At 55.1% G+C, this 17,945-nt stretch carries 10 protein-coding genes; 6 read left to right on the top strand and 4 right to left on the bottom strand.

The genetic code is table 11. The features are described 5' to 3' along the window. The first annotated feature begins 125 nt into the window (after window positions 1-125). Genes PSR63_RS15815 through PSR63_RS15800 form a run of 4 tightly spaced genes read left to right on the top strand, consistent with a single transcriptional unit; the run spans window position 126 to window position 6,116 of the window. Entirely contained in the window at window positions 126-662 is a 537-nt protein-coding gene (locus tag PSR63_RS15815) for a sigma-70 family RNA polymerase sigma factor (protein WP_274326646.1), read from the top strand. A 14-nt stretch (window positions 663-676) separates the two neighbouring features. Further along, window positions 677-2,293: a LamG-like jellyroll fold domain-containing protein gene (locus tag PSR63_RS15810; RefSeq protein WP_274326645.1), complete on the top strand. Its 1,617-nt coding sequence runs from the start codon at window positions 677-679 to the stop codon at window positions 2,291-2,293. Between the two features lie 28 nt (window positions 2,294-2,321). Then, the gene (locus tag PSR63_RS15805; protein ID WP_274326644.1) at window positions 2,322-4,664 is read left to right on the top strand and encodes a PSD1 and planctomycete cytochrome C domain-containing protein; all 2,343 of its coding nucleotides are present in this window, start codon (window positions 2,322-2,324) and stop codon (window positions 4,662-4,664) included. A gap of 15 nt (window positions 4,665-4,679) precedes the next feature. Continuing rightward, entirely contained in the window at window positions 4,680-6,116 is a 1,437-nt protein-coding gene (locus PSR63_RS15800; RefSeq protein ID WP_274326643.1) for a DUF1501 domain-containing protein, read from the top strand. Window positions 6,117-6,131: 15 nt separating this feature from the next. Here PSR63_RS15800 and PSR63_RS15795 read toward each other — a convergent pair whose 3' ends face one another. Then, window positions 6,132-12,077 carry an ATP-binding protein gene (locus tag PSR63_RS15795; RefSeq protein WP_274326642.1) on the bottom strand — a complete coding sequence of 1,982 codons (5,946 nt, stop codon included), beginning with the start codon at window positions 12,075-12,077 and terminating at the stop codon, window positions 6,132-6,134. 446 nt (window positions 12,078-12,523) lie between these two features. Between PSR63_RS15795 and PSR63_RS15790 the strand changes: the two genes are divergently transcribed. Beyond that, a complete protein-coding gene (locus tag PSR63_RS15790) occupies window positions 12,524-13,597 on the top strand; it encodes an SAM-dependent methyltransferase (protein ID WP_274326641.1) in 1,074 nt (357 codons plus the stop codon). Here the strand turns inward: PSR63_RS15790 and PSR63_RS15785 are convergent. The 3 genes from PSR63_RS15785 to PSR63_RS15775 all read right to left on the bottom strand — a co-directional run bounded on the left by PSR63_RS15785 (window position 13,594) and on the right by PSR63_RS15775 (window position 16,495). After that, entirely contained in the window at window positions 13,594-14,706 is a 1,113-nt protein-coding gene (locus PSR63_RS15785; protein WP_274326640.1) for an HD-GYP domain-containing protein, read from the bottom strand. The genes PSR63_RS15790 and PSR63_RS15785 overlap by 4 nt on opposite strands. Next, window positions 14,703-15,080: an Hpt domain-containing protein gene (locus PSR63_RS15780; protein WP_274326639.1), complete on the bottom strand. Its 378-nt coding sequence runs from the start codon at window positions 15,078-15,080 to the stop codon at window positions 14,703-14,705. The genes PSR63_RS15785 and PSR63_RS15780 overlap by 4 nt, the downstream gene beginning before the upstream one ends. Before the next feature lie 212 nt (window positions 15,081-15,292). Further along, entirely contained in the window at window positions 15,293-16,495 is a 1,203-nt protein-coding gene (locus PSR63_RS15775; protein WP_443111045.1) for an OmpP1/FadL family transporter, read from the bottom strand. A gap of 468 nt (window positions 16,496-16,963) precedes the next feature. On the opposite strand from PSR63_RS15775, the gene PSR63_RS15770 reads away from it, so the two are divergent. Beyond that, complete coding sequence (locus PSR63_RS15770; RefSeq protein WP_274326637.1) at window positions 16,964-17,887, top strand: Gfo/Idh/MocA family protein; 924 nt, start codon at window positions 16,964-16,966, stop codon at window positions 17,885-17,887. The last annotated feature ends 58 nt before the right edge of the window (window positions 17,888-17,945 follow it).

The following is a 17,945-nucleotide window of genomic DNA, read 5'->3' as shown; positions in this document are numbered from 1 at the left end:
TTTCGCGCGGCATGGAATTCGGCAATTCTTGTCTCCAAACCGATTTCCCAAGGGGAATTTGAGTCGCCACGGTAGAATACATAGTGCGACAGAACCTTCCCTAACAGGTCTTCTCCTTCCACATCATGGCCGAGTCCCCCCCTTCGCATCGAGATCCGACCCCTTTCGTTGAATTGATTGTGAAATTCGAAAGGCCCTTGATGCGCTACATCCGGTCCTCAGTCCCCAGACTAGACGACGCAGAAGAAGTGTGGCAGGCGACGGCGATCGTCTTGTGGGAGAAGTTTGAAGAGTTTGATCACGAGCGAGAATTCCTTCCTTGGGCACAGAAATTCGCCTACTTCGAGTCGCTCAAGCAGCGACGCAAGATTGCCCGCGACCGGATGGTTTTCTCCGAAAGTGCGATGCAAGCCATCGCGGATACGCATCAAAGCTCGCAGGAACATCTCGATCGACGAAGTCGCGCCTTGAAGATCTGCATGGATTCGCTGGGCAGTAAAGACCTGGCGCTGCTCCGATCTCGGTATGACTCTGAGATCACCATCGGGGAACTCGCCGGGCAGATGGAAACGACCGCCAAGACCTTGTACCGCCGCCTGGACCGGATCCGCGATAAGCTGGCTCAATGCGTCCGCCGACGTGTGGCCTTGGCAGAAGAATAATAGCCGAAAGTCCTATGTCTCAACCGACACCAACTCAACTCGAACGTGAAGCACGCCTGGCAGTCGACCGTCTGGTCGATGGTCAGATGACTCACGAAGAATTTGCGGACCTGGAGCGTCGGTTGATCTCAGACCAGCAGTTCCGCACGGCCTATGTCGAGCAGTCCGATCTGCAGACAGAACTGGAATACCATTTACGGTCGTATCCACCGCTGACCATCAACTCCAGCCAGCCTACTTCGCGTTCGTGGGGCATTCCCTTTGCGATCGCGTTATCGATTTTACTGCTGTTGGGGTTGGCCAACCTCTATTTCATCGACTCGTGGAAGCTCGCCTTTATGGGCGACCCGATGCTCGATTACACCGAAACCCAACTGGTGGGTCAGGGACCAATTGCGATTGTGATCAGCCGCAGCGAGGAAGAGGGTGCCGAATCGCCGCTGCAAGTTGGCGATCGCGTCAAACCGGGTGCCCTGCGGTTGAATCGCGGTGACCTGCGGCTCGAATTCCTCTCAGGCGTGCGTGTTGAACTGACTGGTCCGGCCGAGATGCACCTGCTTACCGAGCACCAGGCAACCTTGCTCAGTGGACAGGCCGGCGTGGTTACGCCTCCCGATTCCGACTCGTTCTCGCTCAATGGACCGGTATCTGCTGTGGCCGTTGGATCGAGTGAGTTCGTTTTCCGCGTCGAAGGACCTAACCGCGGGGAAGTCGATGTCTACCAGGGAGAAGTGATGGCGTCTCTCCTGGGTCCCTCCGGCGATACGCTGTTGAATGAATTGGTTTTGTCAAACCACTCGGCGTCCTTCATCGACGGGGAACTGGCCGTCTCAGCCAAGACATTCAATGAATCGGATCGAGTCGATACGCTTCCGGTGGACAACCTCTACTTGAACCCGACCGATCAATATGCCGAGGCCGTTAAAGCAGATCGCCCGCTTGTTTATTGGCGTTTTGAAGATAGTGATGTCATCGGCGACCGGGTCGTGAATCACGTGGGTGATCATCACCATGGCGTGATTCACTCGGCTAACGACGGCTCAATAGAGATCAGCCGTGGACGCATTCGCTTTTCCAAAAGCAATAAGGGCCGCCACCTGGGCATGAGTGAACCCATCGAGGGAATCAATCGTCGCGATTTTTCGATTGAGTTTTGGGTACGCACGGATAGGATGCACTGGGGAACCTTTTTCGGACTGCTGCCCGAGACGCAAGCCGATCCCAAGAAAGAGAGCCACCTGTGTGTCATTGAATATGCCAACCACACGAACGTGGTTCATCGCCCTGCCACGATTCGGATGCTTTATCGCTATCCGCCAACCACCTACGAAGGCGGCAAGAATGTGTTTAGTCCCAACTCCTGTACGCCAGGCATTTGGACGCACATCGTTGCCGTGAAGACTCCAGAAGCGATTCGCTTGTATTGCAACGGTCAACTCCAAGTCAATCTGGACGACCTCGACTTTGACGATTCCTCGCCGTACACAGCCGTGCTGGGACAACTTGATTCAGTTCGACCAATGCGGCAACTCGAAGGGCAGCTCGATGAAGTTGCCATTTACGAGAAAGCCCTGACGGAAGAACAGATCCGTCACCACTACGAAGTGATCACTGGCCCGCCTAAGACCTAATCGTATCCTTATTGATAGACTACCCGCCATGCAGATGATTTCTATCCGCACGCTATCGTTTTCGCTTGCCATGCTGTTGGTGACGTCGTGTCACGCGGCGATGGCCGAAAAACCGCTGGACTACAATCGCGACGTCCGGCCGATCCTTTCGGAAAACTGTTTCTACTGTCACGGCCCGGATCCGGAGCATCGTGAAGGAGACCTGCGTTTCGACGAGGAGGAAGCGGCCAAAGACTACGCGATCGTCCCCGGCGACTTGGATTCAAGCGAGTTCTATCAACGCATCATTGCCGAACCAGATACCCGGATGCCTCCGGTCGAATCAGGTAAAAAACTTTCGGCCAAGGATATTGCCACGTTAAAGCGTTGGATCGAAGAAGGTGCTCAATACGAAAAACATTGGGCTTACGTCCCACCCAAGGCCCACCCAGTCCCTGAGGTTGAAGCCAAAGACTGGCCCGAAAGTGATATCGATCTCTTCCTATTGGCCAAGATGGAGTCCGAAGGGCTCAAGCCATCACCTGAAGCTGACAAGGTCACGCTACTGCGGCGGGTAACGTTCGATCTGACCGGACTTCCGCCAACGGTCGAAGAGGTAAATGCCTTCCTCGCGGACGAATCACCTGACGCGTTCGAGAAAGTCGTCGATCGCCTGCTGGCTTCCGATCGCTATGGAGAGCGCATGGCGATCTACTGGCTGGACCTCGTTCGCTTTGCGGATACCGTCGGCTATCACGGGGATCAGGATCACAACATTTCTCCATATCGCGACTACGTCCTGGATGCTTTTAACGACAACCTCCCGTTCGATCAATTCACCCGGGAACAGCTTGCTGGCGATTTGCTGCCTGACAGTACGCTCGATCAGAAGATTGCCTCAGGCTACAACCGTCTGCTGCAAACAACGCACGAAGGGGGCCTCCAGGAGAAAGAATACCTGGCAATCTACGCCGCCGACCGCGTCCGCAACGTGTCCCAGGTCTGGATGGGCGCGACCGTCGGATGTGCCCAGTGTCACACGCACAAGTACGATCCTTATACGATCGACGACTTCTATAGCCTCGCGGCATTCTTTGCCGACGTCGACGAAGCGAAGCACTTCAAAGTCGGTACAAATGCCCTCCCCACCAAACGGCCTCCTGAGCTTAAGGTTCTTTCTCGGCGAGAACGGGGCAAGTTGGCAGAACTTGAAAAGGAACTGGCAGAAGTCTCCAGCGACGACAAAGCAGAAACCGAACGACTTAAAAAGCAAATCGACGAACTCAACAAGTCGGCCCGCCTGACAATGGTGACCGAATCCATCGAGCCGCGTCAGATGCGAGTTCTGCCGCGCGGAAACTGGCTGGACGACAGCGGCGAAATCGTCACCCCAGCCATTCCTACCTTCCTAGGTAACATCGAAGCCGACAAAGACCGAGCGACTCGGCTCGATCTGGCCAACTGGCTCACCGATCCGCATCATGGTTCTGGCGCCCTGACCGCTCGCGTGTTTGCGAATCGCTTGTGGTACCTGTTCTATGGCGTCGGACTTTCTTCCAGTCTCGGAGACTTCGGCGGCCAAGGCGAGCCTCCTGTTCATCCAGAGCTACTGGACCACCTTGCGATCGATTTCTATGAAAACGGCTGGGACGTGAAGCGTCTGGTAAAGACAATGGTCATGACCTCGGCCTACAAGCAGTCATCGTACGCCAGCCCCGAAGTTCGCGAGCGAGATCCTTACAACCGCTACTACAGCCATCAAACACGACACCGTTTGCCTGCGGAAGTGATTCGTGACAACGCCCTGGCAGTCAGTGGTCTGTTGAATCTGGAGTACGGTGGCCCCAGCGTGAAGCCGTATCAGCCAACCGGCTATTACCGACACTTGAACTTCCCGCAGCGGAAGTATCACGAGGACAAGAATGAGCAGCAGTGGCGGCGAGGTGTTTACGTCCACTGGCAGCGCCAGTTCCTGCACCCCAGCCTGAAGGCCTTTGATGCTCCGAGCCGGGAAGAGTGCACCGTCGAGCGTGCTCGTTCCAATACGCCGTTGGCGGCCTTGGCACTGCTGAACGACCCAACGTACATCGAAGCGGCCAGAGAGTTCGCCACACGCATCCTTTCCAGCGAAGCCGACGACGACGAAGCTCGCCTGGATCGTGCTTACATGTTGGCACTTTCTCGCCAGCCTGATCCTGATGAAAAACTAGTTCTCAGTCAGATCCTAAATCAGAACCGAGAGATTTATCGCAAAGATACGCAGGAAGCCGCCAAGCTCTTAGAGATTGGCTTGAAGCCTACGGACAATGCGATCGAAGTCGCGGAACTGGCAGCCTGGACCCAGGTTGCCCGCGTGATCTTCAATCTCGATGAATTCATTACCCGCAATTAAGACACCGAGTTTGTCATGTCTGAATTTCACCCAATGCAACTGAATCGTCGCACGTTCCTTTCCCGAACCGGAGTTGGCCTTGGCTCAGCGGCCCTGGGCTCGCTCCTGGCGCGCGATGGCTTCTCGGCAACCAAGAGTAGCGGCGGCGTTCCAGGACAGCCTGGCCTGCCTAACCTTCCTCAGAAAGTGAAACGTGTCATCTTTCTATGCATGGCTGGCGGTCCTTCCCACCTGGAAACCTTCGACTACAAACCGAAGCTGGCCGAGATGAATGGCAAGCCATTCCCCACTTCCTATACGGAAGGCCAGCCGATCGCTCAGTTGCAGGGGAAGGAACTGAAGTGCCTGGGCTCGATCGCTAAATTCAACAAGCATGGTGCCAACGGCCAGGAAATCAGCGAGTACCTGCCGTGGCATGCCAAGCTGGCCGACGACATTTGTATCGTGCGATCACTGGTCACCGAACAGATCAACCACGATCCGGCCCATACGTTCATGAACACAGGCACAGCCATCAGTGGCCGCCCTTCGATGGGTGCCTGGGTCAATTACGGTATCGGCTGCGAAACCGACGAGCTTCCAGGCTTTGTTGTTATGAGCAGTGTCGGTGGTCGAAATCCTCAGCCTATTGCTTCCCGGCAATGGGACAGCGGTTTTCTGCCGAGTCGCTACCAGGGCGTCGAATTCAGCTCGACCGGCGATCCGGTCTACTATGTTCGCAATCCGAACGGAGTAAGCACCTCGCAGCAGCGCAACCTGGTCGATGCGATCAGTCGACTGAATCAGCAGAACCAGTCCGCCGCTGGCGATCCTGAAATCTCCAGCCGCATCGCCGCCTACGAAATGGCATTCCGCATGCAGATGTCGGTCCCAGAGCTCACCGACATGTCGGACGAACCTCAGCATATTCTGGATATGTATGGTGCCAAGCCAGGAGATGGTTCGTTCGCGTCGAACTGCTTGCTTGCTCGCCGACTAGCCGAACGTGGCGTTCGCTTCATTCACCTGTATCACCGCGGCTGGGATCATCATGGCGGATTGAGCAAGTACATGGATATTTGCTCTGGCCTTACCGACAAGCCGACCTATGCCTTGCTGACGGACCTGAAACAGCGGGGCATGCTGGAAGATACGCTGATCGTCTGGGGGGGAGAGTTCGGTCGGACCCCGATGTCGCAAACCGGCAAGGGGGACATTGGCCGCGACCATCACATCAAGGGCTTCAGCATGTGGATGGCTGGTGGACCGATCAAAGGCGGAACCACCTACGGAGCAACCGACGACCTGGGATACCATGCCGTCGAGGATGTCGTTCATGTTCGCGATCTCCACGCGACGATGCTGCATCTGCTAGGCATCGATCACGAACACTTTAGCGTCAAGTTCCAAGGACTCGACATGCGTCTGACCGGCGTCGAGCCCGCCCGTGTCGTCAAGGACATCATCGCTTGATGACCAACGGCACGATTACGCCGTTGGTACGTTTCCAGAAACTGCGATTTCATCCAATAGCTGCTTCAGCCGTTCTGGCTGGATAGGCTTGGACAGATAGTCATCCATGCCTGCGGCTAAACAGTTCTCGCGGGCACCTTCCAGGGCATGGGCTGTCATCGCGAAAATCGGTGTCCGCTGGCCGTTCTCCTGTTCCCATTGCCGGATCGCATCGGTTGCTTGTTTGCCATCCATCTCGGGCATCTCGAGATCCATCAGCACCAAGTCAAACTTACCGCGTTGGTAACATTCCAATGCCTCGCGTCCGGTGCTGGCAACCTCACACGTGTGGCCAAACACTTCAAGAATGCCTGCGGCAACCTCTTGATTCACAGGAGCATCATCCGCGAGCAGGATATGCAGCGAACGTTCTCCCGACAATTGCTGCATTGGCTCAGCATCTCGAGATTCAGGACATGCGTTCTTGGCCGATCCAATGGCTTCGATCAATTCGCCAACGGAAATTGGCTTAGCGATCGTCACCATGCTGCAATGATCAACGTCGTCAGGGACACCAGTCGGCGGAATGAGGACAATATGCGGAATCTTGAACAGATCGACCGAATCAGGCGTTAAGAACCATTGTTCCAGCTTGTCTGACTTCGCCTCCCAGTCAAGCAGCAAGACCGTATCATCTGCGGTGCCTCGGCATTCCGCGTCTTGAACTCGTCGCAAAGCCTCGTCGAGGGTCACATGCTCCCAGCTTGCCCCGGCGTGATCGAGAATCTCTTGATACAGCTTCTGAGACGATGGATGCTCGGAAACCAGCAGGACACGCTCGCCAGCCAATGGCTTGGTCGACTCGATGGTCTCGCCTGAGATCGATTTCAGTGGAATGGTAACGTGGAACGTGCTTCCCTGTCCCAGCTGGCTTTCCACCCAGAGCTTTCCTTCCATCAGGCCGATGATCTGCGACGAGATGGACAGCCCCAGACCAGTTCCTCCATAGCGACGCGTTGTTGAGCTATCGCTTTGCTCGAAGGACTCGAAAATGGTCGCGAGCTTGTCTTCGGGAATGCCGGCCCCAGTGTCTCGCACGGAGATGTGAAGCTGCTGACCTTCCACGTCGGAATCGACCGTGCAATCGATGAACACTTCACCTTGGTCGGTAAACTTGATCGCGTTGCCCACCAGATTCATGATCACCTGACGAAGTCGACACGGATCTCCTTCGACCGACTCCGGCACGCCTGGAGCAATGCGGTAGAGCAGTTCCAGCCCCTTCTTGGCGGCGTTGACGGCCAAAGGACGCACGGCGGCCGTCACCACGCTTTGCGGCTCCATTGGGATGGCTTCCAGCTGCATCTTTCCTGCTTCGATCTTCGAGATATCGAGGATATCGTTGAGCAGGCTCAGCAAAGCATCGCCAGACTGATTGATCACCGTCAAGCAATTTCGCTGCTGTGAAGTGAGCTGGGTTCGCAGAGCCAATTCGGTCATACCCAGAATACCGTTGAGTGGCGTGCGGATTTCGTGACTCATGGTTGCCAGGAATCGGCTCTTGGCTTCGTTGGCCGTCTCTGCGGCAACCTTTGCCACACGCAGTTCTTCCTCGGTCAGGCGCAATTCCTTCGCGGTTCGCTCCAACTGGAGATTCGATCGCGCCAATTCAGCTGCTCTCGTCTCGGCGGCTGCTGTTCGCTCGGCAACGCGTTGCTCCAGAGTCGTGTTCAGATTGGTTAGCTCCATGAAGCCTTGGGCATTTTCCAACGCGGCACCTGCGATGGTTCCCACGAAATCAGCCAGGCGTTCTTCATCCGTGCCGAACAGGCCGACAACTTGGGAATGCATCACGCAGACACAAGCCGAGAGACGATTCCGGACAAAGATCGGAATGTAAATCGCCGAACGTGGGTTCGTCGTTTCGCGGTGCACGTCTCCTTCGGTGCAAGTCTCGATAAACGTCATCGCCCGGCCAGCTTCGGTTGCACGCTGGAGGTTCGTTCGATCGAACGGAACATCCGTTCCCCCGAGCACCAGTTGTGGCTCTGCCATGGCGTCATCGCGATCGAATTCCAACAACAGGCTGTTTTCACCACGCAGCAAACGTGTTGCTCCGAGCGAGGCCTCTTCGTAGATCTTGTCGGTCGACAACGCGGAAGCAATGCGACGTCCAACGTGCAGCACCGTATCGAATCGATCGACCAGCGACAACGTTCCCATCTGACCGCCACGAGCGCTGTCTGCTTCTTCTTCGATGGTCAAATCATCGAAGAGCCGCTGCGACTCGCGTTCGTCCTGAGCTGCATCGCTCCAATGAGCAAACTGCCCAACCTGGCCTCGATGTTGCAGCGTCAGTGCTTGTTCGTAGATTGCCCCCAATCGCTTCGCGATCGCAAATGCCTTGTCGAAAAAGTGACGCGACTTGCGATAGTTGCCTCGCATTGCCGCGACGATGGCGCGTTCGCGGATCGCTCGCGGCAAGTCATTAGGACACACCTTGGCAGCGGCAATTCCACGAAGTGCGATCTGCTCGGCCTTGGCAAGTCGTTCATCTTGTAAAGCGGGTGCATGAGGCGGAGTGGCTTCTGCCTGCATACGGATGGCTGTCGCTAGCCAGGGCAGGGCAGGGGCCGTGTAGGCATTCTGGATGCCTGCCGAGTTCGCCGTATCGACGGCCTGCTCAAGTGCCGCGATCGCCGACTCGATCTTCCCTTGATACAGATCACGGATGCCGACAGCGATATAGAGCTGCGTTCTTCCTTGGGCATCGTGACGCGTTCGCGCAAGCTCTGCTTCAAAGAGCGAATCGGGGATATTGCCCTGCGTTGCTCTCGCCCAAACATCGAGAATGATTCCGGAGGCTTGCTCGTCCCCCAGTTCCACACCTGACCGGTGATTGTTCTGGGCCTCGGCAACGGCCTCTCGGAAATTGCCGAGGTGATAGTGGGACGCGGCCACTTGATACCGGGCAATATGCACCTGCCAGTAGTCACCCGTCCGCTCCAGCAGTTGAATGGCTTCACGTCCCTTCTCGATCGCTTCTCGATATTGCCCAGCGGCGTAAAGGGAACAACTGTAATAATTGAGTGACTGTCCTTGCCCCCAGATATCGTCTAAATCTCTACGCAGTTCCAACGACATCTTCGAGTATTTAAATGCTCTCTCGAAGAGTGGAATGAGCGAAGCAACCGGCGAATGCTCGGAATAAACCTGAGCAAGCTCAGCACTCGGAGCGAATCTTTCTGCCAGATTCAGACTACGCAGATGCGCCAACACGCATTCGAGTTTGCTACGACAATACCAGCAACCGTGCGTCAACAATCCGAACAGGCGAATCGCCAATCGTTCGGATTCACTTGGTGGACGCCCTTTGCGATTGAGCATCAGACTTGGCAAGAAGGTATGCAATAACTGTTGAACCGCTTCCATCATCGCCAACAGAAAGATGAGAAAGCGATTGCGAGGGACAAAGATACCCAAGGAACGCAGGGCTTTCTCGAAACCCTGGGTAGCTCCTTCCATATCTCCACGCTTGAACGACAATTCTGCCAGCTTGCTCTGGATCTTGGCGCGATCGAGATCTCCTTCGGCAAGCTCGCCGGCCAGTTCAAATTGCGGTGCGGCTTCCGGGTATTGCCCCCGCAGCATCAACGCATCGCCAAGCCCCTCGGCAATCCGGAAGCGGATGGACTTCGGTTGATTCTCAGCACCCTTCTGAGCAATGCGATACTGCCGCTCGGCAATTTCCAAGGAAAACTGACTGCGTGCCTGCTCGGCGGCCTGCAGAGCATATCCCAAAGCTGTTTCCGAGGCCCCTGCTTCGTCCAGGTGATAAGCGATTTCGGAAACGCGTGAAGGACTGTGTTCCTGTAGATGTAGCGCCGCTCGAAGATGCAATTGTTTTTGCTCGTTTGGATTGAGCCGATCCAATAGCGAACTGCGAATCTTGTCGTGCACGAAGACGAACTGACCGCCATCGGCACGTTCCCAAATCAGGTTACGATCCTTGGCGTGCAGCAAGGCCCCCACCGCGGCAGGCACGGACAGCCGAGCCAAAGAAGCAGCCGTATCTAAACTGAATTCTTTGCCAACCAGCGCGCCCACGGACAGCAATTCAATCGTCTCTTCCGGCAGCATCTCGATACGATGTGCCAGGAACGACGCGGCCTCCTGCGAAGATTGAATGTCGCGGATCGCTCGTTGATCGACCTGCCACGTTCCATCTTCGGCGACCAATGCTCCCGATTCGACCAAGCCACGCAACACGGCCGAGGCCATGAACGGACTACCGCTGGCCAGACGCGTAACGACCTCGATCGCTTCCGGTGGTAACGATCCGGCCATCGATTCGGCCAACTGCCGGATCTCATCCTTGCGCAAGGTCAACAAGCAGATGTGCTGACACCTGGGGATGGTCCGTAAAGCGTGATCTTCGCTAACTTCTTCGCTTCGGAACGAACAAATCAGAGCGCTATGGCGTTCCGTTTGCCGCGACTGCGTATGCCAGCGACGAATCAAGCTATAGGTTAATGCATCGGCCCACTGGCAATCGTCTAAAATGATAATCGCGGGACGATCACGACTTCCCAAGGCACCGAGGAATCGGATCAACGAGTCGATCGTTCGGTTTTCACCGAACGCGGCAGGCGATTGATCGGTGATGCGGCTTGTTGGCTGCAGAACGGCTCCCAGCGAAGGCAATGCGGCCACCAACGCATCCGCCATGTCTCCCACTTGTTCCTGCACGCGGCTGAGCAGGTCTTTATCTTTCTGGGCGACCGAGAGGAAGCCATCCACGATGCCTTCCAGTGTCCGATAAGGACGTTGGCCGACATTTGTCGTCGCTTGTCCGCGTAACACCCAATTATTGTTACGGCGAGCCACTCGCACGGACTCGACCAGCAAGCGGCTTTTCCCGAGCCCAGACTCACCTTCGACCATGATCACGGAAGACTTACCCTGCCGTGTTTCGCGGACGAAGTTGTTGAGTTGCTTCAGTTCTTCTTCGCGTCCGACAAAAGTCGGCTCCGTCAGCGTGCAGCGGCGATCGCAGGCGCCGATCGCGACGTGTGCTCCCGAATCGCCGGCAGCGAGCGATTCCTCAATTGCCAGTAGGTCGGCAACCACGGCGCTTGCCAATTGATATCGATCGTGCGGATCTTTCCGGAGCAGGCGTTGAACCAATTCGTCCAAGTCCCGCGGGACTTCCGGGTTGATGGTGGGCAAGTCCGGCACAGGCGCCGTTAGGTGCTCAAACAAGATCGCCCCGGCGCCTTGTCCCTGGAACGGCAGCCGTCCAGCAAGACAACGAAACAGCAGAATCCCGGCCGCATACAAGTCGGAAGGAGGCCCAACGTCCGTATCAATCGAACCCGCCTCTTCAGGCGACATGTACGAGACCGTCTCGCATTCGCGTTCGCCAAACAGTTGATCGGGATGAAATCGCTTGACGGTGCCAAAGCCCCCCAGGCTCACGCCGCCAATCGCCTCAGGCTTCCCGTTCTGGCGCCGGACAAACATGCTCGAAGGAGTCACATCACGGTGGAGCGAACCTCGTCGGTGAAGGGAGTCGAGTGCCGTAAAAATGTCCTTCCCGATTTGAATGGTCTCTTCGACTGAGATCGGTTTGGAAGTCAACTTATGACTGAGAGGCACCTCATCATTCCATGGCATCACCACATAGAATTCCGTGTCGGTTCGCACGAAATCAAGAACGGAGATGAGCTGCTGGTGAGGATGCTCCTTGCGGATCGACGCCTCGAACTCGATGCGCGCGCGGGTCCCGGACGAGACGGACTTCAATTCGATGACTTTGATCTCGACGCCGTCCCCGGTTTCTCGATCATTCCCCCAATAGGTCCGCACAAACGGAGAATCATCGCTTGATGCATTGACCTCGTACCGCGCGAGAATCTCCTCCGGCATCTCCCAATCCAAATCGGTCGGGGTGACTCTTGTTCCCGCTTCTCGTTCCACCATGGCCCTACTTTGTTCTGTTCTATAAAGTCGTGCCAGCTATTGGGGATCAGAAACCTGGTCTGAACCAACGCTATTTCGACCCGTGATACCGAGAGAGTACGCTGCATCTCTTGAGGTCATTTCCGCGCGCGCTTTCTGCGCACGAAATCAGATAAACCATAGCCTTTTTTCAAGCACATTAACGAACGGAGATGGTTATAGCGCTTACTGCGCAATACCTATGGGTCATAAGGGGCACTTAATTGATTGATCTTACGCAAGCGCACCCCCCCTTATGTCTAAATAACGACTTTCTTGGTTGATTTTCTCATCCTTACCTATTCTGATGTAGAGGCGAGTCACGCCGTAGTTATTTTCCTACGGCGAAATATGCCCGATTTGGACCTGAGTTTTAGGTATTAGCCATGATACAGTCGAATGAATCGACCACGTTCAGACTGCCGAGTGTGATCGAATTCTTCTCGAACGACGTGGCGGAATTTAAGCGTCAGCTAACTCAACTGGAAAGCGAGATCGACAAGGACGCCATCCCGCAACGAAACGATGAGTTTCATCAGCGAACGCTCGCCGCCTTCCAACAATCTCAAGCTGCTTGTCGAAAGTTTGAGGAGGATCATCAAGACGATCCTGATTTAATCAAAGAAGTCCAGGCACGGTTTCGAAATGAAACCGGCCCCTGGTTGAGTCAAAGCTGGTTTATCAACCGAGCTTGGACCAAACCGAGCGGATTCTCGGGGGACTACGAGATGCTGCTCAAAATCTACGAGGAAATGACTCCCGCCCGGGGTTTAGGGGCTTATTTAGATCTTTGCTTAGGGGACCTGCAGCTATCGCAAGCGGTCCGCGGACGCAAAGATTTGGTCCGTGAATACCTCGTGAAGGAGATCGCATCAAGAGAAGGTGATGTTCGAATCATGGACATCGCGTGTGGCCCCTGCCGCGAATTTATGGATTGGCCAGAGTTTGAGGGTCGTAACATCGAAGTCGTTGCGATGGATAATGACCCTGTCGCTTTGGAGTACATCGAAGCCACGGTTGCACCTCAACTTCCACCTTCGACCACGCTTAAGCCTGTTCGCTTCAACGCCATGCGTGCTCGCAACGCGGAAGCAACCAAGGCCAAATATGGAAGCTTCGATATCATCTATAGCGTCGGTCTTGCAGACTACCTTACTGACGAGCATCTAATAGGTATCTTTAGCGGGCTTGGGCAAACCTTGTCGGATGGCGGGGCTCTAGTAATTGCCTTTAAAGATACCGAACAGTATGACGAAACCCCCTATCAATGGCATTTAGACTGGTTCTTCTATCAACGTACGGTAGAAGATGTGTTAAATGTTTACGATATGGCAGGATTTAACACTGAAAAGATGGAACTGACACGAGATCGCACTGGGATCATCGTGAATTACGTCAGCCACCAGGCACCAGATTGCATTCGACGACTGGACCCTGCCGAACTGCCACGTCCGGCACGAGCTGGGCGAATCGCCAAGAATGGCAAGGTCATCGAGAGCTAGTTCGCCGTTGGAACTGGTCCCACAGGATACGAGACGCTTGGTGACATCTGGGGGAGCTCCGGACAAACCATTGCGTCGTTGAGTCGCTGATTAATGTCGACGATCTCTTCTTCATGGCGGAAGAAGGCGTCGACAATATCAGGGTCAAAATGGGCTCCACTTCCCTCACGAATGATCTGGCAAGCTTTCTCGTGACTGAAAGCTTCCTTATAAACGCGTGCGGTGGTCAGGGCATCATACACATCGGCAACAGCCACGATGCGGCCGCAAAGGGGAATGTCTTCTCCTTTGAGACCATAGGGGTAGCCACTGCCGTCGTATTTCTCGTGATGCGAACAGGCAATGTCGCGCGCAAAACGCAAGTAGGCAGCCTCAGGCTGTTCGCGCACGGCAGCATCCAGAGTGTGGAAACCCACCAACGTATGCTGCTTCATGATCTCGAATTCTTCGGCAGTTAGCTTCCCTGGCTTCAACAGCACGTGATCCGGGATACCCACCTTGCCGATGTCATGCAGCGGACTGGTCAGGTAGATCGTCCGCACATAGTCGGCATCGACAATGTCGGCATACTTCGGTTGATGCGACAGGTCCTCGGCCAACAGACGCGAGTATTCACGCATTCGCTCAAGGTGAGCGCCCGTTTCGGGATCGCGTGACTCGGCCAGCTTCGCCAGGGCGAAGATAATGACGTTGCGGCTTTCCAACGACACAATTCGATTCGCTGCACGCAATCGAATATTAAGTTCTTCCGGGTCGAATGGCTTGGTAATGAAGTCGTCGGCACCGGCCCTCAGGCCACTCACCAGGTTGTGTTGGCGATCAAGCGACGTGAGCAGAATAAAGTACACGTATCCGCTCAAAGGACGCTGACGAACCCGTCGACAAAGCTCGACGCCAGACATTCCGGGCATTTGCCAGTCGGAAAGGACAATGCGGAAGTCACCCTGGTAGATCATCTCCAGGGCTTCATTTCCATCGCGTGCGGTTTCGACGGGAATCCCGAGCGCACCGAGAACGTCACTCAGCATACCCAGGCACGCCGGATCATCGTCCACTAATAGAATCGGCGCTTGGCTTGTTTGGTTAGTATCTTGATCGTGAATGATCATTGATTTTCCCCAGTGCGATGCTGCGAGATGAGTTGGCTCAACCGGCAACATTCGTCACGAATATCAGCGAGAGATGCTTCGTTGTAGCTTGAGTCTTCTTCTGCTTGTCTTTCCAGGTGCATGGCGAACCCTGCCAGTCGATCTGCAGAGACAGTCAAGGAAGTTCCCTTAATACGGTGGGCAATCCGAGCAACCTCCTCCGTATTAAGCGTTTCAAAAGCCTCTTCCAGTGATTGCAGATCGTCTACCAGGGAATCTTGAAATCGATTCAAAGCCTTCTCGACCAGATCGAGACGACCAATACATCGCGACTTCAAAGTTTCCCAATTGATTGACTGGTCTTCAGCCGGCGCGTGCGTTTGCTGCAAGCTCATCAACTGCCTCCCTGGGACGTAACCTGTGCACTGAGAAAAGGAATCAGCGTGCAAAAACGGGATATCTTCCGAAAGATAGGTTACATTTTCCCGAGGGTCAAAACGTTCCAGCTCAGGCCGATCGATAGGCAGTACTTCAGGAACAATCCCTACAGCACGGCCACTTACCCCCAGATTGCGTAGCGCGAAATAGGCAAACGACCAAATTCTGCCTAGTACCGAATCTGGACACCCATCACCAATGAGTGGGCACTGATGCGATGCTCGATGGTGTCGTTCGGGCCGAACGGAGGCGATGGAGCAGGTCCCGATACGGACGAGTCGACCAAGTAGACATACGCGAGATTCAACTCGACTCCATCCGTCAGCAGACACCCGGCACCCAAGGCAATGTTGTGTGTCTGGATCAGAGGGCTGGCGATATTCGTGAAAACGTCTTCCGAACCAATCGGGTTCTGATTGAAGTTGTAACCAGCTCGCAGCTTCCACAGATCGCTGAGTTGATACTGAGCTCCGATCGCTCCGGCAAACACGTTGTCCCAGCCAAGATCGCTAAAACCCTGAGTATTGGCATAGTCGAAATAACGTGCATCGGCAGCGAAGACCCAGCGTTCAAATCCGTAGTAAGCCAAGCCACCCGAAAGAATCATAGGGTAATCGAGGTCGAAGCGAACCACCCCAGATGGCGTGAAGAATCGGAACTGCTCAAACCACTGGGTGCTCTTGATCGTGAAACCGGCTCGCCAGCAACTTGGGCTTGCATAGTAGATACCACCTTGGATACCGCCACCCCAATGAACGCGGTTGCCGGAACCAGGCGTGCTCGCAGTAGTGATTGCCGAAGGACCAAGCGGATCGAATTGCATACGAGCTGCGGAGATCGTTGGAGCCACCCCGATCGACCAGCATTCGCCCAAACGAACGGACATCGTCGGAGCGATCTGCATGATTTCGGCATCGGCAAACACGGGTCCGGTTCCCAACAGCGGGTTGCTTGCATCCATGGGCATATTGTTGCGGAAACCGCCAATCCCATAGACACCCATGCCAATTGTCAAAGGAGTGCCTTCAAGATGATCGACCCAGCCAACCGCTGGGATGATAGCAACACCGGCTTCACCGCTGGTTGTATTGGTAGATCCACCGACGGTCGATGAAAGTTCGACGTCACCAAGCAAGCCTTCCATGCCGAACGACACTTCGGACTGCTCGAGATAGCTGATCGACGCCGGGTTCCAGTGCAGCGCACCTATCGCGTCCAGCGGAGCTGCCGTGCCTGCCCCACCCATCGCTCGATTCACTGGGCCCACCCCGGTCACAGCAATACCTTGTCCATAAACCATGGAGCTAGTCGCCAGAACCAGAAGCAACGTCAGTACGCATCGAGTAGATGTAGATAGAGAGAGAGTCGCCATTGTCCGCCTCGCCAAAGTAGATTCCGCCTGAAGAATCGATAGAACCCGTCCAGCAGTTGCCATCGGCGTATCCGATAGCATTTCGGTAGCTATTTCATCGTCGTATCCCCATATTTTCGGGTGCCTACGCAAAGCTTTTCGGATTTCTGCGCCCAGAAAAGCCGTACCCACGAGTTTTCGGCCCTGCGATGCTGGCACCCCCATCCCTTCGGGGGAATCCGGTTTACCGCCGGATTCTGTGTTTTGGCCTGCCGCAATGCCAACAGGCGACCAGCAGTCCTCCTCATACAACCTCAAAAGAAAAAGCTTTACTCACATGATGTCACGTGGTATCTTGACGTCATCGGTTTGATGAATTTGGCGTCTTGGCTGCTTGCCAGGCGTCTCTGCCTCCCGCAACCAAAGGCTTTGCCCGTGAGAACCTCCCTCGCTATCACCACGATCGCTTGTTTAATGGCTTGTTCGTTTATGACCACTTCAGCACATGCGGCCGAGACCCTGCGGATCGGGTTGATTGGCCTCGACAGTTCCCACGCCGTTGCCTTCACCAAGACAATCAACGCGGAAGACCCTGCCCCTGAATTAAAGAAAGCCAAGGTCGTTGCCGCGTTCCCTGGTGGCAGTCCTGACTTGCCGACCAGTGCCGATCGGATCGAGGGCTTCACTAAGCAAATCAGCGATATGGGGATCGAGATTGTTCCTTCGATCGATGCCCTGCTGAAGAAAGTCGATGCGGTCATCATGAACAGCGTCGACGGGCGGGTGCACCTGCAACAAGCCAAGCCCGTGCTGGAAGCTGGCATCCCTCTCTTTGTCGACAAACCGATTACGGCCTCGCTGGAAGAAACGAAGCAACTCATCGCCCTGTCGAATAAGACAGGCACTCCTTTCTTCTCCGCCTCGACACTCCGGTTCTGCCAGGAAGTGATCGACCTGAATAAAGAAGAGGTCGTGGGCTGCGTTGCCTACAGCCCATGCAAGCTCGACCCAACCCATCCCGATCTTTTCTGGTACGGCATCCACGGTGTGGAAACTCTCTTCACCGTGATGGGTCCCGGATGCAAAACGGTTCAACGCACGAAAACCGAAGGAGCCGATATCGTCACGGGAGTTTGGGAGGATGGCCGCGTAGGAACCTTCCGTGGTATTCGCGACGGTTCGTACGGGTATGGTGTTGTGGTCTTCGGAAAGAAAGATATCGAGCTCACCAAGATTCGTGCCACCTATAATTTATTGGTGGTCGAGATCGTCAAATTCTTCGAGACGAAAGAGCCACCTGTCTCTCCGGAACAGACGTTGGAAATTGTGGCCTTCATGACCGCCGCCGACATGAGCCGAGATGCGGATGGCCAAGCCATTTCTATGGATAGTCTTTTGAGCGAAGAGAAATAGCTGCTCGCCGCGACCTTGCTGTCCCTTCCAATCGATCCAAGCTCTGCCCAATAGGTAC

Source organism: Bremerella sp. P1 (assembly GCF_028748185.1).
In the GTDB taxonomy this organism is placed as follows: domain Bacteria; phylum Planctomycetota; class Planctomycetia; order Pirellulales; family Pirellulaceae; genus Bremerella.
The sequence above is the reverse complement of the archived record's forward strand: the minus strand, read 5'-3'. Positions and strand labels throughout refer to the sequence as shown.